The sequence below is a fragment of the Hydrogenophaga sp. genome, assembly GCF_011772445.1.
Taxonomy (GTDB): domain Bacteria; phylum Pseudomonadota; class Gammaproteobacteria; order Burkholderiales; family Burkholderiaceae_C; genus Hydrogenophaga.
In genome coordinates, this window is sequence record NZ_WVZN01000021.1 from 1 (window position 1) to 20,141 (window position 20,141).

Genomic DNA, 20,141 nt, shown 5'->3' on the forward strand with positions numbered 1-20,141 from the left:
CACGGGTGCCACCGGCGCAGCCCCTTCTGCGCCGGCCGGTGCACCGCGCCTGAGGCTCGACCCGCCCGACCTGAGCGCCGGCACCTCGCCCAACGCGGCCCCGGACGCCGCAGCGCCCGCTGCAGCACCGGCCGAACCGAGCCCGCTGGAGGCCGCGCTGTCGCTGGCCAATGAGGAGTCGCGCCGCAACGCCGAGCGCCTGGCCGCGCTGGAGTCGGAGATGGCGCGCTTCCGCGAGGCCCAGCAGCGCGATCAGGCGCGTGTGGCCGAGCTGAGCGCGCAACTGGCGCTGGCGCAGGAGCAGCGCTATTCGAACTGGCTGGTCTTTCTGCTGGGCGGCCTGTTGCTGGTGTCCCTGGCGGCTCTGGTCGCGCTGATGCGCCGCCAGCGCCGCGATGCGGCCATTGCCTCGGACGCCTCGCGCGCCTGGTGGAACGGGCCCGACGGGGAGGGCGAGGCCCCCCGCGCCTCGCGCCGCGCACCGCTGGAACCCAGTGCACCGGTGCCGCTGAATTCGGTCGACGTGGACCTGGACGTGGACTCCACGCCCGCGCCCCTGGCGCCGGCCAGCCGCCGCGCGCCCACCTTCGGGAGCACCCTGCCGCCCCAGGAGCGCCGCGATTTCGCCCCGAGCGCGCTGGGCGGCTCGCGTTCCGTGGCAGCCGAAGAGCTCTTCGACATCCAGCAGCAGGCCGACTTCTTCGTCTCTCTCGGGGAGGACGACCAGGCCATCAATGTGCTGCGCAACCACCTGGCCGAGAGCCACGAGCCCAGCCCGCTGGCCTACCTCGACCTGTTCCGCCTGTACCACCGCCTGGGGCGCCGTGCCGAGTACGAAGCCTTGCGCGAGGAGTTCAACACCGTGTTCAACGCCGGCGCGCCGGCGTTCGATCGCTACGCCGACAGCGGCCGGGGCCTGGACGCCTACGAATCGGCCTTCGGGCGCATCCAGGCGCTGTGGCCGCAGCCGCGCGTGCTCGACCTCATCGAGCGCAGCCTGTTCCGCGACGCGGACGAAGGCGATACCGAGGTGTTCGACCTGGAGGCCTACCGCGAGCTGCTGATGCTGCACGCGATCGCCAAGGACATCGTGCAGCGCGAGTCCGCCACCTTGCCGCCGCAGGAATTCCGCAACACGTCCATGCAGCCGCTCAAGGCGGTGTCGCGCAATGCGCCACTCACCCCCGGCGAGGACCCGCAGCGGCGCACGGTGCCCATGGACCTGCACGTGATCCCGCCCGCATCGGCCCGCCAGTCGCTCGACGTGAACCTGGAGGACATGGAGGCCGAGTCGCAGTTCGAGGCTTCGCTGCCGGAGGTGGACGTGCCGGTGGAGCCCACGGCAGGGCGCAGCGGCATCCTGCGAAGCGGCGAGAGCAGCCTGATCGATTTCGAGATCGTGGACAACGACCCGCGCCCCGAGGAGCCGCGCAAGCCGCGCGGCGGGGACGACGAAGAACCGCGTTGACGGCGCCGGGTGCGCCGTCGATCAGCGGCGCACCTGCAAGGCACCCGGGTTGACGATGTTCGTCGGGGTGCCCTTGATGAAATTCACCACGTTGTCGAAGGCCGCACTGAAGTACATCTCGTAGCTGTCCTGCTCCACGTAGCCGATGTGTGGCGTGCAGATGCAGTTCTCCAGTCGCAGCAGCGCGTGGCCCTGCAGGATGGGCTCGGACTCGAACACGTCAACCGCCGCCATGCCCGGGCGCCCGCGGTTGAGCGCGGTGATCAGGGCGTCTGGCTCGATGAGTTCGGCGCGGGAGGTATTCACCAGCAGCGAGGTGGGCTTCATGCGCAGCAGGTCGTCGAGCTTGACGCAGCCCAGGCTGCGCTCGCCCAGCCGCAGGTGCAGGCTCAACACGTCGCAGCATTCGAAAAAGCCTTCCTTGGAGGTGGCGACGTCGTAGCCGTCGTCCGCGGCGCGCGCGCGCGCTTCGTCCGAGCCCCACACCACCACCCGCATGCCGAAGGCGCGGCCATAGCCGGCGACGAGCTGGCCGATGCGGCCGTAGCTCCATACGCCCAGGGTCTTGTCGCGCAACACCATGCCCAGGCCGAAGTTGGGCGGCATGGCGAGGGACTTCAGCCCCGACTGCTGCCAGGCGCCGTGCTTGAGGTTGGAGACGTACTGCGGGATGCGGCGCATGGCCGCGAGCACCAGCGCCCAGGTGAGCTCGGCCGTGGAGACCGGCGAGCCCACGCCCTCGGCCACGGCGATGCCGCGCTCGGTGCAGGCGGCCACGTCCACGTGGCTGCCGACGCGCCCGGTCTGCGCGATGAGCTTGAGGCGCGGCAGCTTCTCGATGAGCTGGCGGGTGATGGGCGTGCGTTCGCGGATCAGCACGAGCACGTCGGCGTCGCGCAGGCGGACGGAGAGTTGCCCAACACCTTTGACGGTGTTGGTGAAGACCTTGGCGGGGTAGGGCTCGAGCTTCTCGGCGCAATGCAGCTTGCGCACGGCGTCCTGGTAGTCGTCGAGGATCACGATGTTCATGCCGCCTATTGTGCCCGGCGCCCCTGTAACGCCTTGTGGGCGCCAGGTGGCGTTCGGTGGCGGCCGGCCGCGGCGCGCGGCCTGGTTCAGGCCATTTGTCGTCGGAGCCTGGCGGGCGCTGCCTCGTCTTGCGCGGCCAGGCGGTCGAGCTCGCGGCAAACGTCGTCGATGCGGCCGGCGAGGGCGACACGCCCATCGTGGGCAAGCGGGCCGTTGGCGGCCGAACGCCCCAGCCAGCCCGCGCGGGCGAAGCGGCGCACGGCGGGAGTGGCAGACGCGGCGCTGGCGCGGGTCGGCGCGGACGCGCGGGTGCGCGGTTCGGGCAGCCAGCAGTCGATCAGTTGAAGCGGCTTGCGCCAGCTGTTCGATGCGAAGGAGTGGAAGAGCAGTCCCATGCGAAACACCTCGTGAAGGGGTTGAACACAGGCAGGATTGATCTGGAATGCCGTCGCTGCGGGGTTTCGTGCCCGGCCCGGGGCCGGTGGCACGCAACGCCCGCCACCCGCAGTGGCGGCGCCGACCCGGAGGTCAGTTCTGGAAGTTGTTGCGGATCAGGCCCACGGCCAGGCCCTCGATTTCGAAGGGCTCGCCGGGCTCGACCACGATGGTGGGGTAGTCGGGGTTTTCGGCGTGCAGCTCGATGTGGTCGCGTTGGCGCTGGTAGCGCTTGACGGTGACGTCATCGCCCAGACGGGCCACCACGATCTGGCCGTTACGGGCCTCGCGGGTGGAGGCAACGGCGAGCAGGTCGCCGTCGAGGATGCCGGCGTCGCGCATGGACATGCCGCGCACGCGCAACAGGTAGTCGGGGGTGCGCTGGAAAAGGCCGGGTTCGACGCTGTAGGTCTGGTCCACGTGTTCCTGCGCGAGGATGGGCGAGCCCGCCGCGACGCGGCCGATGAGGGGCAGCACCAGCTGCGCCAGGCCCGGCAGGGGCAGGGTGAGCTGGTTGTCGCGGTGGATACTCTGCAGATCGGCCCGGCGCAGACGGATGCCGCGCGAGGTGCCGCTGACGAGTTCGATGACGCCCTTGCGCGCCAGGGCCTGCAGGTGTTCCTCGGCCGCGTTGGCGGACTTGAAGCCCAGTTCGGCCGCGATCTCGGCCCGCGTGGGCGGTGCGCCGGTGCGCGCGATGGCGGTCTGGATGAGCGCCAGGATCTGCTGCTGGCGGGCGGTGAGCTTGGGAGCGGGTGAGTCGAGCATGGAACCTCGCATCAAGGGCTGGTGGGCCGGGCGCCGGACACTGTTCGGGTATCCAGTATCTGTATTTTTAACCAGTTGATCGGAGAACGCAAGTGGGCAAGGCGACACAGGCCGCGCGCATCGTGGTGTTGGGCATGGGCGGGACCATTGCCGGCCGGGCCGCGCGCGCGGGCGACAACGTGGGCTATGACGCCGGCGCGGTGCCGGTGGAAGACCTGGCGGCCGGCCTGCCGGCGCTGCACGGGCGGGACATCGCCTTCGAGCAGGTCGCGCAGATCAACAGCAAGGACATGCGGCTGGCCGACCTGCAGCGCCTGGTGGATCGCGCGGGGGCGCACCTGGCCGATCCTGCGGTGCAAGGGGTGGTCGTCACGCATGGCACCGACACCATCGAGGAAACCGCCTACCTGCTGCAGACCCTGCTGGCGCCGGCCAAACCGCTGGTGTTGACTTGTGCCATGCGCCCGGCCACGGCGGTGTCGCCCGATGGGCCCCAGAACCTCAGCGACGCGGTGGCGGTGGCCACCGAGCCGGGTGCGCGCGGCGTGGTGGTGGTGTGCGCAGGGCGCGTGCACGGGCCCCTGGAGGTGGCCAAGCAGCACCCCTACCGCACCGACCCTTTCGACTCCGGCGATGCCGGGGTGATCGCGCAGGTGGAGGAGGGCCGTGTGCGGCGCTTTCGCGACTGGCCCATGGCGGCGCGCCACACCGGGCGCATCGAGGCCTTTCTGCGCGCCGGCGCCATGCCGCGCGTGGCCTGGCTCAGCAGCCACGCCGACGCGCAGGCCTGGCCGGTGCGCGCACTGCTCGCCGCGCCGCCGCAACAGCGGGTGCAGGGCATCGTGGTGTCGGGCACGGGCAATGCGTCGCTGCACGCCGAGCTGGACGCCGCGCTGCGCGAGGCCGTGGCCGCGGGCGTGCGCGTGGTCATCGCCAACCGCAACGGGGCGCCGCCGGTGCCGTACCCGCAGCAGCCGTTCGCCGACATCGACGGCCTGTCCCCGCCGAAGGCGCGCTGGGCGCTGGCGCTGGACCTGCTGGAGGGCTGAGCGTGTTCGCCGCGCTGGGCTCGCACCCCTGGGCCTACCCCATGCTGGAGGTGGTGCACATCGTGGGCATTGCCTTGCTGCTGGGCAACCTGCTGGTGCTGGAGGCGCGGGTGTTCGGGCTGGGCGCGGCGCTGCCGGTGCAGCCGCTGGCGCGCTTGAGCCTGGGCCTGGCCGTCTCGGGCTTCGGCCTCGCGGCCGCCAGCGGCTTGACGATGTTTGCCACCATGCCCTCGGAACTGTTGGCCAACCGGGTATTCACAGCGAAGATGGCGCTGATCGCGCTGGCCGCTTGCAATGCCGTCTGGTTCCACCGCCGGCGGTCGCTGCAGCGCCTGGACGGCACCGCGCGCGCGCTGATGGCGCTGTCGACCTTGCTGTGGTTGTTGGTGATCACCTGTGGCCGCTGGATCGGCTACGTCTGAAGGAGGTACCCCGATGGACAGACGAACCCTGTTGCAGGCCGGCGCCCTGGCGCTGGGCGGCGTGGCCGGCGCGGCGCGCGCGCACCATGGCTGGAGCAGCTTCGACCAGAACCGCCCGATTTACCTGGAGGGCAGGGCCGTGGAAGTGGCCTGGCGCAACCCGCACGCCGAACTGGTGCTGGAGGTGCCAGAGAACCTGGCCGTGCCCGCGGGCCTGGCGCAGCGGCCGGTGCCGGCGCAGTCGGCCTCGGTGGATGGCGCCGCGCTGTTGGCGCGCGCCACGGTGCCAAAGCGCAAGGACCGGCGCTGGGAGATCGAGCTCGCGCCCATCTTCCGCATGAACCAGTGGCAGGTGCCTGAGCTGAAGGTGGGCGACACGGTGTCGATGGTCGGCTTCACCTTCGAAGGCGAACGCGGCGAGCCGGTGCTGCGCGTGGAGTACCTGTTCATCGGGGACAAGACCTACGGGCTGCGGTCGAGTCCGGCGTGAGTGGGTGGAACTCGCAGGCTTGAGCCTTTCTTGAGCGTGAGGGAAAGGTCAGGGACTGGGTGGCTGGGTGAGGCACTGATGGGCGTGGGGCATGCGCCTCACCCCGCCCGGAGCACGGGACCCATGGCTCTTTGCCTTATCGAACAAGCTTTCCCCCATGAACAGTTCAGGGAAACTTTCCCCGAAGTCCCACAGCGCGCAATACGTCAACTCAGGAAGGTCTCTGCCAGCCATTCCCACGATGGATGGTCGCTCCTCTGTCAGGACAGCGCACGAGTTCAGCGACGAGAGCGCCACGCAGGAGCTGCAGGCCGAGTCGTCCAATTTGAGCTATTCGCCCGGAGACGAGAGCGACCGCAGTGACGGCGCCTCCAGCCGCCTCTCGATCCACCTTGAAAAGTGCTCGGTCGAATTCGCCGAGACCTTCACAACCGACGATCCCCTGCCTCGGGCCCCTTCGACATCGCCAAAATCACCGAACGAAGACCTGGATCTGCTGGAGTTCCTGGCGGAGTTGACGCCACGGGCCTCTCCCAAGCCCAAGGTGACGCCTTCGCTCCCGACGGTCCCTGAACTACCGTCTGAAGCACCCAAAACCCGGCAGAGCCATGTGCGAAACCGCTTCGCGAGTCAAAAGACGCAGAAGAGACCGGAGCTGACTCCGCTGCGCCTGCCGTTGCCGTCGACGGAGGAGACCACGACGACTTCGTCGCAGGAGTCGTCGTCACCCAGGTTGTTCGTTCCCAGTTCGCCGCGCCACTCGACCACGAACTCCACGTCGCGTGTTGGCTATCTCCGGGGCACACCGCGGTCTCACAAGGGGGCGACGGCGCATCGCCGCAGCGAATCCCAGGGGGGTGAGAAGTCAGGGAGGATCGAAACGCCGGGATCGGAGCGGAACGTGCGCCCCAGCGGGCGGCGGACGCTGGACAAGACGGCGACGAGGCGAAACATACCGCGGGGGGCGAAGGAAGAAAAAACGACCGTTGACGAAGTGGCGCGCTTGGAGGAGGACTTGAAAGAGCTGGAGCGCCTGGCCGACGAAATCGACCTCATCACCCGTGCTGGTGCCCGGCCTCTGCCGACGTCGACGTCGACCACGCAGGACGTGTTGAACCCGGAGAAGCCCCCCGCGAAAGACTAGGGCCGAATCCACACAAAAACGCCCCGTCAAGCGGGGCGTTTTGGCGGAAGGCCTCGACGCGAGGCGCCGTCCCTCGTTCAGGACCCCAGCGCCTGCAGCGCGCGCGCGGTGATCTCTTCCACGCCACCCAGGCCGCTGATGGCGCGGTACTTGGGCGCGGCGTGCGGCTCGGCCTTGGCCCACTGGCTGTAGTAGTCCACCAGCGGGCGGGTCTGCGCGCTGTAGACCTCCAGGCGCTTTTTCACCGTGTCTTCCTTGTCGTCGTCTCGCTGGATCAGCGGTTCGCCGGTCACGTCGTCCTTGCCGTCCACCTTGGGCGGGTTGAACTTGACGTGGTAGGTGCGGCCCGAGGCGGGGTGCGAGCGGCGACCGCTCATGCGCTCGATGATGGCGTCGAAGGGCACGTCGATCTCGAGCACGTAGTCGAGCTTCACGTTGGCGGCCTTCATGGCGTCGGCCTGCGGAATGGTGCGCGGGAAGCCGTCGAAGAGGAAACCATTGGCGCAGTCGGGCTGGGCGATGCGCTCTTTCACGAGGTTGATGATGAGCTCGTCGCTCACGAGGGCGCCGGCTTCCATGACGGCCTTGGCCTGCAGGCCCAGCGGCGTGCCAGCCTTGACGGCGGCGCGCAGCATGTCGCCCGTGGAGATCTGGGGAATGCCGAACTTCTGGCAGATGAACGCGGCCTGCGTCCCCTTGCCGGCCCCCGGTGGACCCAACAGAATCAATCTCATCGCTTTCCTTTTCAGAGTTTCAATGGCGTCGCCGCTGTCTCCTCATGCGGCGGCCCCAGGGCGTGCCCGCCGGGGGTAACCGCGGGAGGATAGCATGCGGTCCCCTGACAGAGCCTTACGCCGCACCAGGGAGGTGCGCGGACCACGACCCGCGCAGCGGCGCACGAGGCGCAGCGCTTCAGGCCGCGCTGATCAAGGCGCGCACGCGCTCCAGGTCTTGCGGTGTGTCGACCCCCGGGCCCGGCGCGAGCGCGGTGAGATGCACCGCGATGCGCTCGCCGTGCCACAGCGCGCGCAGCTGTTCGAGCGACTCCAGCCGCTCCGTAGGGGCAGGGGGCAGGGTCGGAAAGCGCCGCAGGAAAGCCGCCCGGTAGGCGTAGATGCCGATGTGGCGCAGCGGCGCGGGCGAGGGCAGTTCCCCGCGCGCCATGCCGTCGCGCCACCAGGGAATGGGCGCGCGGCTGAAGTACGCGGCCGTGCCTCGCGCGTCGGTCACGACCTTCACCACGTTGGGGTCGACCCAATCCTCGCGCCGGTGGATGGCGTGCGCGGCGGTGCTCATGGCGCAGTCGGGGCGGGCCTGCAGCTCGGCCGCCACGGCGTCGATCAGCGCCGGCTCGATCAGGGGCTCGTCGCCCTGCACGTTGACCACGATGTGATCGTCGGCCAGGCCCAGGGCGGTGCAGGCCTCGGCCAGGCGGTCGCTGCCGCTGGGGTGGTCGGCGCGTGTGGCCAGCGCGGCCACGCCGTGCCGCAAGCAAGCCTGCAGGATGCGGTCGTCGTCGGCCGCGACGACGCAGCGCGTGGCGCCGCTCAGCGCCGCGCGGCGCGCCACGCGCACCACCATCGGCAGGCCGGCGATGTCGGCCAGGGGTTTGTCCGGCAGGCGGCTGGAGGCCAGGCGCGCCGGGATGAGCACCGTGAAGCCAGCCACCGTCAGTCCTGCGGTGTGGCGGGCCTGGGTGGGCGGGCAGCTTCCTCTTCGCTCAGGGGCCGCGCCTCGTGCTCCAGCAGCACGGGGATGCCGTCGCGGATGGGGTAGGCCAGGCGCGCGCTGCGCGAGAGCAGTTCCTGGCGCTCGCGGTCGAGCAGGAGCGGGCCCTTGGTGACGGGGCACACCAGCAGTTCGAGGAGTTTGGAATCCATGCGGCGATGATAGGCGCGAGCGGGTGGGCTCAGGCGCGCGGCGGGCCCAGCCGCTCATCGACGGCAGCGAAGAACGCCGGGTCGATGTCGAGCACCAGCGGCACGGCCCAAAGGTTCGGGCGCGGGGTGCCGGCGAATTTCACCAGGTCCTTCTCGGTGCACAGCACAGGCCCCGTCGCGCGGTCCACCGCCTGGGCGAGGGTGTGGGCGTCGGCGTGATCGCCCAAGGCGACCGAGGCCGCCAGCCGCAGGCCGCGCCCGCGCAGCATGCCGAAGAAGGCGTCGGGCCGCGCGATGCCGGCCAAGGCCGTGACAGGCTGGTCCGCGAGCGAGGCCAGCGCCACGCGTTCGCCCTGAGCGTTTACCGCGTGCGCGGCCAGCGAGCGGCGCGCCAGGAACGAGGGCAGGTGGCCGGGCAATGCGGCTGGCGGTGGCGCGCCTTCGGGCGCTTGCTGCAGCACGAGTTGCGGTGCGCGCGGCGCATCGGCGCAGGGCCAGGGCTCGCGCAGCAGGCCCGCCGGCAGCAGCCAGCCATTGCCCAGGCCGCGCTCGTCGAACACGGCCACGCGCAGGTCGCTGGCCAGCGACCAGTGCTGCAAGCCATCGTCGCAGACGATGAGGTTCACGTCGGGGTGGGCGCGCAGCAGGGCCGCCGCCGCGTCGGCGCGCGAGCGGCCGACCCACACCGGCACGCCGCTCGCGCGGCAGATCAGCAGCGGTTCGTCGCCGGCCTGCGCCGGGTCGGTGTCGGTGTGCACGGCGCGGGGCGATGCGTCGGTGCGTCCGTGCCCGCGCGAGACCACGCCCGGGCGCCAGCCGCGCGCCTTCAGGTGCTCCACCAGCGCGATCGTGGTCGGGGTCTTGCCCGCGCCGCCCACGACCACGTTGCCCACGACGACCACGGGCACCGGCAGGTGCGTGGCCTGGCGCCGGCCCGATTGGTACGCGGTTCGGCGCGCCGCCAGCAGGGCGCCGTAGAGCCAGGCCAGCGGCAGCAGCAGGCGCGCGGCCAGGCCGCGGCGCAGGCTCAGCGCGCGCCAGCAGGCCTCGACGCGGGCCCGGGCCATGGCCGGTTCAGCGCTTGCGCGCCGGCGCGGCCTTGCCGCTTTGCTGCGTGGCGAAGGTGATCTGCACCAGGCCCGCGCGGCGCGCGGCGTCCATCACGTTGATCACCGCCTGGTGGGCCGCGGCGGCGTCGGCGCTGATCACCACCACGGTGTCCTGCCCGTCCTGCACGCTGGCCTGAAGGGCGCTGGCGATGAGCTCGACGCTGGTGCCTTCGAGCACGGTGCGGTTGACGGCGTAGCGGCCATCGGCGCCCACCGCCACCACGATTTCCTTGGGGTTCTGCTTCGGCGCCTCGGCGTCGGCCGTCGGCAGGTTCACCTGAAGTTCGGTGAACTTGCTGTAGGTCGTCGTGAGCACCAGGAAGATGAGCACGACCAGCAGGATGTCGATGAACGGGATCAGGTTGATCTCGGGCTCATCGCGGTGACCCGTGGAGCGGAAATTCATGGCTTGCGCACGCTCAGCAGGTGGCGCGCGAAGCGCTCGGTAGACACCTCCATGGCCAGCAGGTACTCGTCCACGCGGGCGCGGAAGTAGCGCCAGAAGATCAGCGCCGGGATGGCGATGATGAGGCCGAAGGCGGTGTTGTAGAGCGCGATGGAGATGCCGTGCGCCAACTGCGCGGGGTTGCCGCCGCCGGGCACGATGCCCATGCCATCGCCCGCCTGCGAACCGAAGATCTCGATCATGCCGATGACCGTGCCCAGCAGACCCAGCAGAGGCGCCGCCGAGGCGATGGTGGCCAGCGCGCCCAGGTAGCGCTGCAGCTTGGCCGCGGCCTGGCGGCCCGCGCCTTCCAGGTTGGCGCGCAGGTCCTCGGACGTGGCCTTGGGGTTGGCGTTGAAGGTACGAAAGCCCGTGGCCAGCACCGCGCCGAGCAGCGAGTTCTGTTCGAGCTGGGTCACCACGTCGGGGCCGGGGATGCCGTTGCGCGAGACCATGATGGCTTCGTCGAGCAGCTTGGCCGGCACGATCTTGTTGGCTTTGAGGCTGACGAAGCGCTCGATGACGAGGGCCAGACCGAGCACGGAACACACGATCAGGGGCCAGATCGGCCAACCGGCCGCTTGTATGATGGACAACAACTCAGGGCTCCGGGCTAGGACAACAGCGCCGGATTATGTCCCAGCCCTCTGTGCCACCCCCCTGTTTCAGCCGATGCGCGTGCGCCCTGCGGGACGACCGGAGCCGGCCCGCGACATCCACATCTCCTGTGGACATCTTTGTGAAGAACCCCGAGAACAAGCCTCACGGGCCCAGCATTTCCGCGCGTTTCGACGGATTGATGAAAAATTGGGCAGCACAAAGTGCTTTGGAATCAAGGCACTGCGGCCCAGGCCTTGTGGTGTCGGGCATTGGCGACAACAACCCCAGCATTGGTGCGGCTTGTGGACACATTTGACCCCTTCGAGCCAGCAACGACGCCATCCGGCGCGGGCGATGGCCCATCCGGCGCGCGTTTCTGGGCGGTTGGCGCGCTGGTGCGAGCCGTGGCGGACGCTCTGGCCTCGCGCTTCAACCCGGTGGCGGTCCAGGGCGAGATTTCGGGCTTCTCGCGCGCGGCCAGCGGGCATTGCTACTTCTCGCTGAAGGACGACGCCGGCCAGTTGCGCTGCGCCATGTTCCGCCGCGCGGCCGAGCAGGTGGGTTTTCCGGTGCGCGACGGCCAGCGCGTGCAGGTGCAGGGCCGGCTGGACGTGTACGGCCCGCGCGGCGACCTGCAGCTCATCGTGGAGAACCTGCGCCTGGCGGGGCAGGGCAGCCTGTACGAGCAGTTCCTGCGACTGAAGGCCGCGCTGCAGGCCGAAGGGCTGTTCGACGCCGGGCGCAAGCGGCCGCTGCCGCCGCAGCCCCGGCACATCGGCGTGGTCACCTCGCTGGGCGCTGCGGCGCTGCGCGACGTCGCCACGGCCCTGCGCCGTCGCGTGCCGCACATCGCGGTGACCGTGTTTCCCGCGTCCGTGCAGGGCGCACAGGCGCCGGCCGAGCTGGTGGCGGCGCTGGCCTCGGCGGCCGCGCACCGGGGGCCGCGCGGCGCCTGCGACGTGCTGCTGCTGGTGCGCGGCGGTGGCTCGCTCGAAGACCTCTGGGCGTTCAACGACGCCGCCGTCGTGCGCGCGGTCGCGGCCTCGCCCCTGCCGGTGGTGGTGGGCGTGGGCCACGAGACCGACTTCACGCTGGCCGACTTCGCCGCCGACCTGCGCGCGCCCACGCCCACGGCGGCGGCCGAACTGTGCGCGCCCGAGCGGCGCCAGCGCGAACTCGAGCTCGAGCGCTTGCAGGGCCTGATGCGGCGCGGCGTGGAAAGCGCCATCGACCAGCGCGCGCAGCGGCTCGACCGGCTCTCGGCGCACCTGGGCCGGCCTTCGGCGCGCCTCGCGCGCGCGGCCGAGCAGCTCACGCGCTCGCAAGGTCGCATGCACCAGGCGCTGGATCTCGCGCTGCAGCGCCAGACCTGGCGGCTCGACGAACTGCGATCGCGCCTGCCGCTCGCCGTGCACCGCGGCCTTCACACCAGCGCGCAACGCCTGCAACGCGCCGAGGACTCGCTGGCCCTGCTCGATCCGCGCCTGGTGCTGCAGCGGGGCTACGCCTACCTCACCGACGCCAACGGCCAGGCCGTGACGAGCGTGGCACAGGCTTTGCCGGGAACCGTGGTGCAGGCCACGCTGGCAGACGGCGTGCTGCCCCTGCGCGTGCGCGAATCCGGCACCTGAGGCTTCTCCAGGCCGCAGCTAAAACCCCGCGCGCGGTGCCGTCACCTTCGCTGCCTACAATCCGCCCCGACCCCACCCACAACCCACCAAAAAAGAGGACGCACATGGAACACACCCTGCCCCCGCTGCCCTATGGCCTGGACGACCTGGCCCCCCACTACAGCCGCGAGACGCTGGAGTACCACCACGGCAAGCACCACAACGCCTATGTGGTGAACCTCAACAACCTGCAAAAGGGCACCGAATTCGAAAGCATGGACCTCGAGTCCATCGTCAAGAAATCCAGCGGTGGCATCTTCAACAACGCCGCGCAGATCTGGAACCACACCTTCTTCTGGAACTGCATGAAGCCCAATGGCGGCGGCGAGCCCTCGGGCGCGCTGGCCGAGGCCATCAAGGCCAAGTGGGGCAGCTACGCCGCCTTCAAGGAAGCCTTCACCAAGAGCGCCGTGGGCAACTTCGGTTCGGGCTGGACCTGGCTGGTGAAGAAATCCGACGGCTCGGTGGACATCGTCAACACCGGCGCTGCCGGCACGCCGCTGACCACCGCCGACAAGGCCCTGCTGACCGTGGACGTGTGGGAACACGCCTACTACATCGACTACCGCAACGCGCGCCCCAAGTTCGTCGAGACCTTCCTCGACAAGCTGGTGAACTGGTCCTTCGCCGAGAAGAACTTCGCCTGATTTGCGTGCGGATCCACCAGGGCTCGAAGGGCAACCTTCGGGCCCTTTTTGCTTTTCGGGCGCCCGGTCGGGAAGAAATTTCTTCGTCTCGGTTTTGTATTGTGGGAGTACGGTCCCAGAATCGACGGTTTGGCCAGCGCCGCCAAAGCACAATCGCGGGGATACCGATGACCCGTATCCGCGCGGAAGCCAACAACCCTGGAGATAAGCCATGAGCAGCAGCCAGCAACCCACCATCATCTACACCCTGACGGACGAGGCGCCCCTGCTGGCCACCGCGTCGTTCCTGCCGATCATCCGCAGCTTCGCCGCGCCGGCGGGCATCAACATCGAGACCGCCGACATCTCGGTGGCCGGGCGCATCCTGGGCCAGTTCCCCGAATACCTGAGCGAAGAGCAGCGCGTGCCCGACACCCTGAGCGCGCTGGGCAAGCTCACGCTCAAGCCCGAGGCCAACATCATCAAGCTGCCCAACATCAGCGCCTCGGTGCCCCAGCTCAAGGCGGCCATCAAGGAGCTGCAGGACAAGGGCTACAAGATTCCCGACTTCCCCGAGAACCCGAAGACGGACGAAGAGAAGGAGATCCGCGCGCGCTACAACAAGTGCACCGGCAGCGCGGTGAACCCCGTGCTGCGCGAAGGCAACTCCGACCGCCGCGCGCCCAAGGCGGTGAAGGAATACGCCCGCAAGAACCCGCACCGCATGGCCGAGTGGAGCCAGGCCTCGCGCTCGCACGTGTCCCACATGCACCACGGCGACTTCTACCACGGTGAGAAGTCCATGACGCTGGACCGCGCGCGCGACGTGAAGATGGAGCTCATCACCAAGAGCGGCAAGACCATCGTGCTCAAGCCCAAGGTCTCTCTGCTGGACCGCGAGGTGATCGACTCCATGTTCATGAGCAAGAAGGCCCTGCTGGCCTTCTACGAGAAGGAGATCGAGGACGCGCACAAGACCGGCGTGATGTTCTCGCTGCACGTGAAGGCCACCATGATGAAGGTCTCGCACCCCATCGTGTTCGGCCACTGCGTGAAGATCTTCTACAAGGAAGCCTTCGAGAAGCACGGCAAGCTGTTCGACGAACTGGGCGTGAACGTCAACAACGGCATGGTCGATCTCTACACCAAGATCGCCACGCTGCCGCAGAGCAAGCAGGAAGAGATCAAGCGCGACCTGCACGCCTGCCAGGAGCACCGCCCCGAGCTCGCCATGGTCGATTCGGCCAAGGGCATCACCAACTTCCACTCGCCCAACGACGTGATCGTGGACGCCTCCATGCCCGCGATGATCCGCGCCGGCGGCAAGATGTACGGGGCCGACGGCCGCCTGAAGGAAGTCAAGGCCGTGATGCCGGAGAGCACCTTCGCCCGCATCTACCAGGAGATCATCAACTTCTGCAAATGGCACGGCGCCTTCGACCCGCGCACCATGGGCACCGTGCCCAACGTGGGCCTGATGGCGCAGAAGGCCGAGGAATACGGCTCGCACGACAAGACCTTCGAGATCCCCGAAGACGGCGTGGCCAACATCACCGACCTGGACACGGGCGAGGTGCTGATGAGCCAGAACGTGGAGCAGGGCGACATCTGGCGCATGTGCCAGGTCAAGGACGCCGCCATCCGCGACTGGGTGAAGCTGGCCGTGAACCGCGCGCGCAACTCCGGCATGCCGGTGGTGTTCTGGCTCGACCAGTACCGCCCGCACGAGGCGCAGCTGATCACCAAGGTCAAGATGTACCTGCACGAGCACAACACGGCCGGCCTGGACATCCAGATCATGAGCCAGGTGCGCGCCATGCGTTACACCCTGGAGCGCGTGATCCGCGGCCTGGACACCATCAGCGCCACCGGCAACATCCTGCGCGACTACCTCACCGACCTGTTCCCCATCATGGAACTGGGCACCAGCGCCAAGATGCTGTCCATCGTGCCCCTGATGGCCGGCGGCGGCCTGTTCGAAACCGGCGCCGGCGGCTCGGCGCCCAAGCACGTGCAGCAGTTGGTCGAGGAAAACCACCTGCGCTGGGATTCGCTGGGTGAGTTCCTGGCCCTGGCCGTGAGCTTCGAGGACTTGGGGCTGAAGAACAACAACCCGCGCGCCAAGCTGCTGGCCAAGACCCTGGACGCGGCCACCGGCCAACTGCTGGACAACAACAAGAACCCCAATCCCAAGACCGGCCAGCTCGACAACCGCGGCAGCCAGTTCTACCTGGCGATGTACTGGGCGCAGGCCCTGGCCGCTCAGACCGAGGACAAGGAACTGGCCGACAAGTTCGCTCCCCTGGCCAAGGCCCTGGCGGACAACGAGCAGGCCATCGTCAAGGAACTCACCGACATCCAGGGCAAGGCGGTGGACATCGGCGGCTACTACAAGCCCGACTTCAAGAAACTGGAAACCGTGATGCGCCCCAGCGCCACCTTCAACAAGGTGCTGGATTCGCTGAAGGCCTGATCGGGCGCTTCAGGAAAAAAGCCACCGGTGACGGTGGCTTTTTCATTTGCCGAAGGGCGGCCCGCTCAGCCGTGCCCCGGCCTTGATGCCGCGTTTGGCGAACCAGCCCTGGTGCATCTCCAGCACGTAGCGCACCGGCCTGGCGGAGCAGTGCGAGTCCAGGCTCTGCGGCTGCATGTCCGCCAGGTTCACGATGGTGCCGTCGTCGGCCACGAAGGCGGCCGTCAGCGGCAGCAGCGTGTTCTTCATCCAGAAGCACTGCGTGGCGGGCTGCTCGAACACGAACAGCATGCCCTCGTTCTCGGGCATTTCGCGGCGGAACATCAGGCCGACCGTGCGCGACGATGGTGTGTCGGCCACCTGGGCGTGGATGAGGCGCATGCCGGCCGACAGCGTGGTGCGTGGCAGGTTCAGCTGCGGGCCGTCCTGGGACCAGGCCGGGCCCGAGGCCAGCAGGCCCAGGCACAGCAGTGGGGTGAAGAGGGCTTTCATTCGGCGTGTGCGTGTCGATGGAGGCGGGCTGGCATTGTCTGCCATCGGGGCGGGGCGGGCCAGGGCGCTCTGCAAGAGACCACCGTCTAGAATTTCCGTTCCCCTGTTCCATCCGCCCTCCGTCACATCCCCGACATGCCACAGCACATCCAGGTGCCCCCGCAAGGCCAGAAGCTCACCGTCCGCGACGACTTGTCCCTGCAGGTGCCCGATGAGCCGATCGTGCCGTACATCGAGGGCGACGGCGTCGGCGTGGACGTCACGCCGGTGATGCTCAAGGTGGTGGACGCCGCCGTGGCCAAGGCCTATGGCGGGCGCCGCAAGATCCACTGGATGGAGGTCTACGCGGGCGAGAAGGCGGTCAAGCTCTACGGCCCCGGCGTCTGGCTGCCCGACGAAACCGTGGCCGCGCTGCGGGACCACGCGGTGTCCATCAAGGGGCCGCTGACCACGCCGGTCGGCGGCGGCTTCCGCTCCCTCAACGTGACCCTGCGCCAGGCCCTGGACCTGTACGTCTGCCTGCGCCCGGTGCGCTACTTCAAGGGCGTGCCTTCGCCGCTGAAGGAGCCGCACAAGACCAACATGGCGATCTTCCGCGAGAACTCGGAGGACATCTACGCCGGCATCGAATACGAGGCGCGCTCGGACAAGGCGAAGAAGCTCATCCGCTTTCTGCAGGAGGAAATGGGCGAGACCACGATCCGTTTCCCCGAGACCTCGGCCATCGGCATCAAGCCGGTCTCCAGCGAAGGCACCGAGCGTCTGGTGCGCAAGGCGATCCAGTACGCCATCGACAACGACACGCCCAGCGTGACGCTCGTGCACAAGGGCAACATCATGAAGTTCACCGAAGGGGGCTTCCGCGACTGGGGCTATGCCCTGGCCCGGCGCGAGTTCGGCGCACAGCCGATCGATGGCGGCCCGTGGTGCCGGCTGCCGAACCCGAAGACCGGCCGCGACATCGTGATCAAGGACGTCATCGCCGACGCCTTCCTGCAGCAGATATTGCTGCGCCCGGCCGAGTACTCGGTGGTGGCCACGCTCAACCTCAATGGCGACTACATCTCCGACGCCGTGGCCGCGCAGGTGGGCGGCATCGGCATCGCCCCGGGCGCGAACATGAGCGATGCCGTGGCCTGTTTCGAGGCCACCCACGGCACCGCGCCCAAGTACGCCGGCCAGGACAAGGTGAACCCGGGCTCCAGCATCCTGTCGGCCGAGATGATGCTGCGCCACATGGGCTGGAAGGAAGCCGCCGACCTGATCATCGCGTCGATGGAACTGGCGATCCAGTCCAAGAAGGTCACGTACGATTTCGCGCGCCTGATGGATGGCGCCATGCAGGTGAGCTGCTCGGGCTTCGGCGAGGTGATGATCGAGCAGATGGCGTAAGGCCCGGGCGCGCGCCCCGGACGCGCAAAGAAAAAGACCCCTGGGGGCCTGAAGCCCCCAGGGGTTTGTTCATGGCAGGCCCCTTGCGGGGGCCTCAACGCTGCTGGCTCCCGCCGCGGCTGCTCGAGCTGTCGTCGCGGCCGGCGCCGGGCTGCTGCTGGCGCTGCTTGTCCTGCTGCCCGCCTTGCTGCGAACGCTGGTTGTCCTGCGCCTGTTGCTGCTCGCGGCGCTGGCGCTCTTGCTCCTGCGTCGAGTTGCTGGCGTTGTTGCTGTCCTGCTGCTGGCGGTTCTGGTTCTGCTGTTCCTGTTGCTTCTGCTGGTTCTGCTGAGGGTTTTGCTGGTTGGGCATCTCGGGCTCCTGATGGGCTGAGCCGGCAACATCGCCGACACCCGGGAAGGGCAAACACCGTGCCCGGACCCGCCGGCTCGCGGGCGCCGCGATTGCCCGGGTCGGGATCCCCCATCCGTTTCACAGGAGATCCCCATGCCGCCCAGCAAGACCCCCAGCGCCTCGGGTGACGAAGCGCAAGCCACGCTCGATCGCCAGCGCGACATCCAGCAACAACAGGACCGGTCCGATCGGGCCCGCCAGGCGTCGGCGGGCGGCAAGTCCGGGTCCGCACCCAAGGGCAAGGGCGACAAGCCCGCCGTGCAGGCCGGCGCGCGCGAACAACCCGCCGACATGCCGGCGCAGCACATCGACAAGCCCGGTCTGGAGGCCGAACTGGAGCTGGCCCCGCGGTTCCTGGCGCCCCAGTACGAGGGCAGTGCCAAGCTGCGCGACTGCGTGGCGCTCATCACCGGCGGCGATTCCGGCATCGGGCGCGCGGTGGCCGTGCTGTTCGCGCGCGAAGGCGCCGACGTGGCGATCGTCTACCTCGCCTCGCACGAAGATGCGCAAGAGACGCAGCGCCGCGTGCAGGCCGAAGGCCGGCGTTGCCTGCTGATCGCCGGTGACGTGAAGGACGGCAATTTCTGCCGGCAGGCCGTGCAGCGCACCGTGGACGAACTGGGCCATCTGGACGTGCTGGTGAACAACGCCGCCTTCCAGGAGCACGCCAACTCCATCGAGGACATCACCGACGAGCGCCTGCACGAAACCCTGGACACCAACATCAAGGGCTACTTCCTCATGACGCGCGCGGCCCTGCCACACCTGGGTCAGGGCGCCGCCATCATCAACACCGGCTCGGTCGTGGGCCTGCGCGGCGCGGCCCACCTGCTGGACTACTCGGCCAGCAAGGGCGCCATCCACGCCTTCACCAAGTCGCTGGCGCAGAACCTCATTCAGAAGGGCATACGCGTGAACGCCGTGGCGCCGGGCCCGGTGTGGACGCCGCTCAATCCGGCCGACTCGCCGGCCGAGAAGGTGGCCGAATTCGGCAAGAACACCGACATGAAGCGCGCCGCGCAGCCCGAGGAGCTCTCGCCGGCCTACGTGTTTCTGGCCTCGCCGGTGATGTCGGGCTACATCACGGGCATCGTGCTGCCGGTCACAGGCAGCGTGGGCGCGATCTGATCAGCCGAGCAGCCCTGCCGCGCGCAGGCGCTGCTCCACCAGCGCGCACAGCGCGTGGCCGATGAAGATGTGCGCCTCCTGGATGCGCGCCGTGGCCTGCGAGGGCACGACGATGGGCACGTCGCACAGCGGAGCGAGGCGACCGCCGCCGCGTCCGAGCAGGCCCACCGTGGCGATGCCGAGCCCGCGCGCCGTCTCCATCGCGCGCACGACGTTGGCCGACATGCCCGAGGTGGAGATGCCCACCAGCGCATCGGGCGCGCGCCCGACGCCCGCCACCTGCCGCGCGAACACCTCGCCGAAGTCGTAGTCGTTGCCGATGCAGGTGAGCACCGAGCTGTCGGTGGTGAGCGCCAGCGCGGCCAGGGGCCGGCGATCGGCCTGGAAGCGTCCGGTGAACTCGGCGGCCAGGTGCTGGCTGTCGGCGGCCGAGCCGCCATTGCCGCAGAACAGCAGCTTGCCGCCCGCGCGCAGGCAGTCCGCCAGGGTGCGTCCGGCGTGCTCCACGTCTGCCTGCAGGCTGGCCAGGCCTTCGAACAGCGCCTGGTGCTCGATCAGGCCGCGCAGGAAGGGGTCGTCGCCCTGGGCCGCGAAGGGTGGCGGCAGCCCGGGCCGCTCCAGCGGGAGGGCGCGCCGGCGGCGCACGGGGTGCAAGAGGCCCATCACGCCACCCCCGCTTCCATCTGGCGCGCGCGGTGCAGCAAGCCGGTGGTGGAACAGCCCACGCGGTACGGCAGGATCACCGTGCGGCCGCCCCAGCGGCGCAGCAGGCGCGCCTCGCTCAGGTCCTCGATGCGGTAATCGCCGCCCTTGACGTAGATGTCGGGCCGCAGTTGTTCGATCAGCAGGGCCGGTGTGGCTTCCGAGAAAACGACCACCAGCGAGACGCAGGACAGCGAGGCGATGACGGCGGCGCGGTCCTCGGCGCTGTTCAGCGGGCGGCCCGGGCCCTTGCCCAGGGCCCGCGCCGAGGCGTCGTCGTTGACGCCCACGACCAGCGAGCGGCCGAGGCGGCGCGCGTCTTTCAGGCATTCCACGTGGCCGCGGTGCAGCAGGTCGAACACGCCGTTGGTGAACACCAGGGGGCGCGGCAGCGCCACGCGTCGCGTCGCGGGGTGGAGGCAGAGCAT

Annotated in this window: 22 protein-coding genes and 1 pseudogene; 10 read left to right on the top strand and 13 right to left on the bottom strand. The window is 69.2% G+C overall.

Translation table 11 applies throughout. From position 1 onward, the window contains the following. Positions 1-1,468 (top strand): annotated as a pseudogene (locus GTO19_RS08535) (hypothetical protein); the annotation flags it as partial. Positions 1,469-1,489: 21 nt separating this feature from the next. Here the strand turns inward: GTO19_RS08535 and GTO19_RS08540 are convergent. The 3 genes from GTO19_RS08540 to lexA all read right to left on the bottom strand — a co-directional run bounded on the left by GTO19_RS08540 (position 1,490) and on the right by lexA (position 3,700). Continuing rightward, on the bottom strand, positions 1,490-2,497 hold the full coding sequence (locus GTO19_RS08540; protein WP_291020587.1) for a D-2-hydroxyacid dehydrogenase family protein: 1,008 nt from the start codon (positions 2,495-2,497) through the stop codon (positions 1,490-1,492). Positions 2,498-2,583: 86 nt separating this feature from the next. Then, complete coding sequence (locus GTO19_RS08545; protein WP_291020589.1) at positions 2,584-2,892, bottom strand: hypothetical protein; 309 nt, start codon at positions 2,890-2,892, stop codon at positions 2,584-2,586. Positions 2,893-3,025: 133 nt separating this feature from the next. Next, positions 3,026-3,700: a transcriptional repressor LexA gene (lexA, locus tag GTO19_RS08550; protein ID WP_291020591.1), complete on the bottom strand. Its 675-nt coding sequence runs from the start codon at positions 3,698-3,700 to the stop codon at positions 3,026-3,028. A gap of 92 nt (positions 3,701-3,792) precedes the next feature. On the opposite strand from lexA, the gene GTO19_RS08555 reads away from it, so the two are divergent. The 4 genes from GTO19_RS08555 (at position 3,793) to GTO19_RS08570 (ending at position 6,805) form a co-directional block, all read left to right on the top strand. Next, positions 3,793-4,749 carry an asparaginase gene (locus GTO19_RS08555; protein ID WP_291020593.1) on the top strand — a complete coding sequence of 319 codons (957 nt, stop codon included), beginning with the start codon at positions 3,793-3,795 and terminating at the stop codon, positions 4,747-4,749. 2 nt (positions 4,750-4,751) lie between these two features. Next, positions 4,752-5,171, top strand: coding sequence for a hypothetical protein (locus GTO19_RS08560; RefSeq protein ID WP_291020595.1), 420 nt, complete (start codon positions 4,752-4,754; stop codon positions 5,169-5,171). A gap of 13 nt (positions 5,172-5,184) precedes the next feature. Continuing rightward, positions 5,185-5,661, top strand: coding sequence for a DUF6152 family protein (locus tag GTO19_RS08565; protein WP_291020597.1), 477 nt, complete (start codon positions 5,185-5,187; stop codon positions 5,659-5,661). A 241-nt stretch (positions 5,662-5,902) separates the two neighbouring features. Further along, positions 5,903-6,805 carry a hypothetical protein gene (locus tag GTO19_RS08570; RefSeq protein ID WP_291025862.1) on the top strand — a complete coding sequence of 301 codons (903 nt, stop codon included), beginning with the start codon at positions 5,903-5,905 and terminating at the stop codon, positions 6,803-6,805. A 77-nt stretch (positions 6,806-6,882) separates the two neighbouring features. On the opposite strand, the gene adk is transcribed toward GTO19_RS08570, so the two are convergent. The 6 genes from adk to GTO19_RS08600 all read right to left on the bottom strand — a co-directional run bounded on the left by adk (position 6,883) and on the right by GTO19_RS08600 (position 10,838). Then, on the bottom strand, positions 6,883-7,539 hold the full coding sequence (gene adk, locus GTO19_RS08575) for an adenylate kinase (protein ID WP_291020600.1): 657 nt from the start codon (positions 7,537-7,539) through the stop codon (positions 6,883-6,885). Between the two features lie 178 nt (positions 7,540-7,717). Beyond that, positions 7,718-8,479, bottom strand: a complete 762-nt coding sequence (gene kdsB, locus GTO19_RS08580; protein WP_291020843.1) for a 3-deoxy-manno-octulosonate cytidylyltransferase — start codon at positions 8,477-8,479, stop codon at positions 7,718-7,720. Continuing rightward, on the bottom strand, positions 8,476-8,685 hold the full coding sequence (locus tag GTO19_RS08585; protein WP_291020602.1) for a Trm112 family protein: 210 nt from the start codon (positions 8,683-8,685) through the stop codon (positions 8,476-8,478). Before GTO19_RS08585 ends, kdsB begins: the two co-directional genes overlap by 4 nt. 29 nt (positions 8,686-8,714) lie before the next feature. Then, positions 8,715-9,752, bottom strand: coding sequence for a tetraacyldisaccharide 4'-kinase (lpxK, locus tag GTO19_RS08590; protein ID WP_291020604.1), 1,038 nt, complete (start codon positions 9,750-9,752; stop codon positions 8,715-8,717). 7 nt (positions 9,753-9,759) lie between these two features. Then, the gene (locus GTO19_RS08595) at positions 9,760-10,200 is read right to left on the bottom strand and encodes a biopolymer transporter ExbD (protein WP_291020606.1); all 441 of its coding nucleotides are present in this window, start codon (positions 10,198-10,200) and stop codon (positions 9,760-9,762) included. Next, positions 10,197-10,838, bottom strand: a complete 642-nt coding sequence (locus GTO19_RS08600; RefSeq protein ID WP_291020608.1) for a MotA/TolQ/ExbB proton channel family protein — start codon at positions 10,836-10,838, stop codon at positions 10,197-10,199. Before GTO19_RS08600 ends, GTO19_RS08595 begins: the two co-directional genes overlap by 4 nt. Before the next feature lie 405 nt (positions 10,839-11,243). Here GTO19_RS08600 and xseA point away from each other — a divergent pair, with 405 nt between their 5' ends. The 3 genes from xseA to GTO19_RS08615 all read left to right on the top strand — a co-directional run bounded on the left by xseA (position 11,244) and on the right by GTO19_RS08615 (position 15,608). After that, positions 11,244-12,470, top strand: coding sequence for an exodeoxyribonuclease VII large subunit (gene xseA / locus GTO19_RS08605; RefSeq protein ID WP_291020610.1), 1,227 nt, complete (start codon positions 11,244-11,246; stop codon positions 12,468-12,470). Positions 12,471-12,574: 104 nt separating this feature from the next. Then, positions 12,575-13,156, top strand: a complete 582-nt coding sequence (locus GTO19_RS08610) for a Fe-Mn family superoxide dismutase (RefSeq protein ID WP_291020612.1) — start codon at positions 12,575-12,577, stop codon at positions 13,154-13,156. Positions 13,157-13,367: 211 nt separating this feature from the next. Then, a complete protein-coding gene (locus tag GTO19_RS08615; RefSeq protein WP_291020615.1) occupies positions 13,368-15,608 on the top strand; it encodes an NADP-dependent isocitrate dehydrogenase in 2,241 nt (746 codons plus the stop codon). 42 nt (positions 15,609-15,650) lie between these two features. Here the strand turns inward: GTO19_RS08615 and GTO19_RS08620 are convergent, their stop codons facing one another. Beyond that, entirely contained in the window at positions 15,651-16,100 is a 450-nt protein-coding gene (locus tag GTO19_RS08620; protein ID WP_291020616.1) for a DUF192 domain-containing protein, read from the bottom strand. Positions 16,101-16,235: 135 nt separating this feature from the next. Here GTO19_RS08620 and icd point away from each other — a divergent pair, with 135 nt between their 5' ends. Beyond that, positions 16,236-17,492 (top strand): NADP-dependent isocitrate dehydrogenase, encoded by a 1,257-nt coding sequence (gene icd / locus GTO19_RS08625; RefSeq protein WP_291020618.1) that lies wholly within the window; start codon positions 16,236-16,238, stop codon positions 17,490-17,492. A gap of 94 nt (positions 17,493-17,586) precedes the next feature. Here icd and GTO19_RS08630 read toward each other — a convergent pair whose 3' ends face one another. After that, entirely contained in the window at positions 17,587-17,841 is a 255-nt protein-coding gene (locus GTO19_RS08630) for a hypothetical protein (RefSeq protein WP_291020620.1), read from the bottom strand. A gap of 135 nt (positions 17,842-17,976) precedes the next feature. Here GTO19_RS08630 and GTO19_RS08635 point away from each other — a divergent pair, with 135 nt between their 5' ends. Continuing rightward, positions 17,977-19,011 (top strand): SDR family oxidoreductase, encoded by a 1,035-nt coding sequence (locus tag GTO19_RS08635; RefSeq protein ID WP_291020622.1) that lies wholly within the window; start codon positions 17,977-17,979, stop codon positions 19,009-19,011. Here GTO19_RS08635 and GTO19_RS08640 read toward each other — a convergent pair whose 3' ends face one another. Next, positions 19,012-19,674: an SIS domain-containing protein gene (locus GTO19_RS08640; protein ID WP_291020624.1), complete on the bottom strand. Its 663-nt coding sequence runs from the start codon at positions 19,672-19,674 to the stop codon at positions 19,012-19,014. Then, positions 19,674-20,141, bottom strand: coding sequence for an adenylyltransferase/cytidyltransferase family protein (locus tag GTO19_RS08645; RefSeq protein WP_291028404.1), 468 nt, complete (start codon positions 20,139-20,141; stop codon positions 19,674-19,676). The genes GTO19_RS08640 and GTO19_RS08645 overlap by 1 nt, the downstream gene beginning before the upstream one ends.

What these genes read in the sequence shown, in the direction of transcription:
- GTO19_RS08545 (WP_291020589.1), bottom strand. Translation starts at nt 2,892, where the DNA reads ATGGGACTGCTCTTCCACTCCTTCGCATCGAACAGCTGGCGCAAGCCG.
- GTO19_RS08615 (WP_291020615.1), top strand. Translation starts at nt 13,368, where the DNA reads ATGAGCAGCAGCCAGCAACCCACCATCATCTACACCCTGACGGACGAG.
- GTO19_RS08645 (WP_291028404.1), bottom strand. Translation starts at nt 20,141, where the DNA reads ATGCTCTGCCTCCACCCCGCGACGCGACGCGTGGCGCTGCCGCGCCCC.
- GTO19_RS08585 (WP_291020602.1), bottom strand. Translation starts at nt 8,685, where the DNA reads ATGGATTCCAAACTCCTCGAACTGCTGGTGTGCCCCGTCACCAAGGGC.
- lexA (WP_291020591.1), bottom strand. Translation starts at nt 3,700, where the DNA reads ATGCTCGACTCACCCGCTCCCAAGCTCACCGCCCGCCAGCAGCAGATC.
- GTO19_RS08540 (WP_291020587.1), bottom strand. Translation starts at nt 2,497, where the DNA reads ATGAACATCGTGATCCTCGACGACTACCAGGACGCCGTGCGCAAGCTG.
- GTO19_RS08620 (WP_291020616.1), bottom strand. Translation starts at nt 16,100, where the DNA reads ATGAAAGCCCTCTTCACCCCACTGCTGTGCCTGGGCCTGCTGGCCTCG.
- icd (WP_291020618.1), top strand. Translation starts at nt 16,236, where the DNA reads ATGCCACAGCACATCCAGGTGCCCCCGCAAGGCCAGAAGCTCACCGTC.
- GTO19_RS08570 (WP_291025862.1), top strand. Translation starts at nt 5,903, where the DNA reads ATGGATGGTCGCTCCTCTGTCAGGACAGCGCACGAGTTCAGCGACGAG.
- GTO19_RS08610 (WP_291020612.1), top strand. Translation starts at nt 12,575, where the DNA reads ATGGAACACACCCTGCCCCCGCTGCCCTATGGCCTGGACGACCTGGCC.
- GTO19_RS08635 (WP_291020622.1), top strand. Translation starts at nt 17,977, where the DNA reads ATGCCGCCCAGCAAGACCCCCAGCGCCTCGGGTGACGAAGCGCAAGCC.
- GTO19_RS08640 (WP_291020624.1), bottom strand. Translation starts at nt 19,674, where the DNA reads ATGGGCCTCTTGCACCCCGTGCGCCGCCGGCGCGCCCTCCCGCTGGAG.
- adk (WP_291020600.1), bottom strand. Translation starts at nt 7,539, where the DNA reads ATGAGATTGATTCTGTTGGGTCCACCGGGGGCCGGCAAGGGGACGCAG.
- GTO19_RS08595 (WP_291020606.1), bottom strand. Translation starts at nt 10,200, where the DNA reads ATGAATTTCCGCTCCACGGGTCACCGCGATGAGCCCGAGATCAACCTG.
- GTO19_RS08565 (WP_291020597.1), top strand. Translation starts at nt 5,185, where the DNA reads ATGGACAGACGAACCCTGTTGCAGGCCGGCGCCCTGGCGCTGGGCGGC.
- GTO19_RS08630 (WP_291020620.1), bottom strand. Translation starts at nt 17,841, where the DNA reads ATGCCCAACCAGCAAAACCCTCAGCAGAACCAGCAGAAGCAACAGGAA.
- lpxK (WP_291020604.1), bottom strand. Translation starts at nt 9,752, where the DNA reads ATGGCCCGGGCCCGCGTCGAGGCCTGCTGGCGCGCGCTGAGCCTGCGC.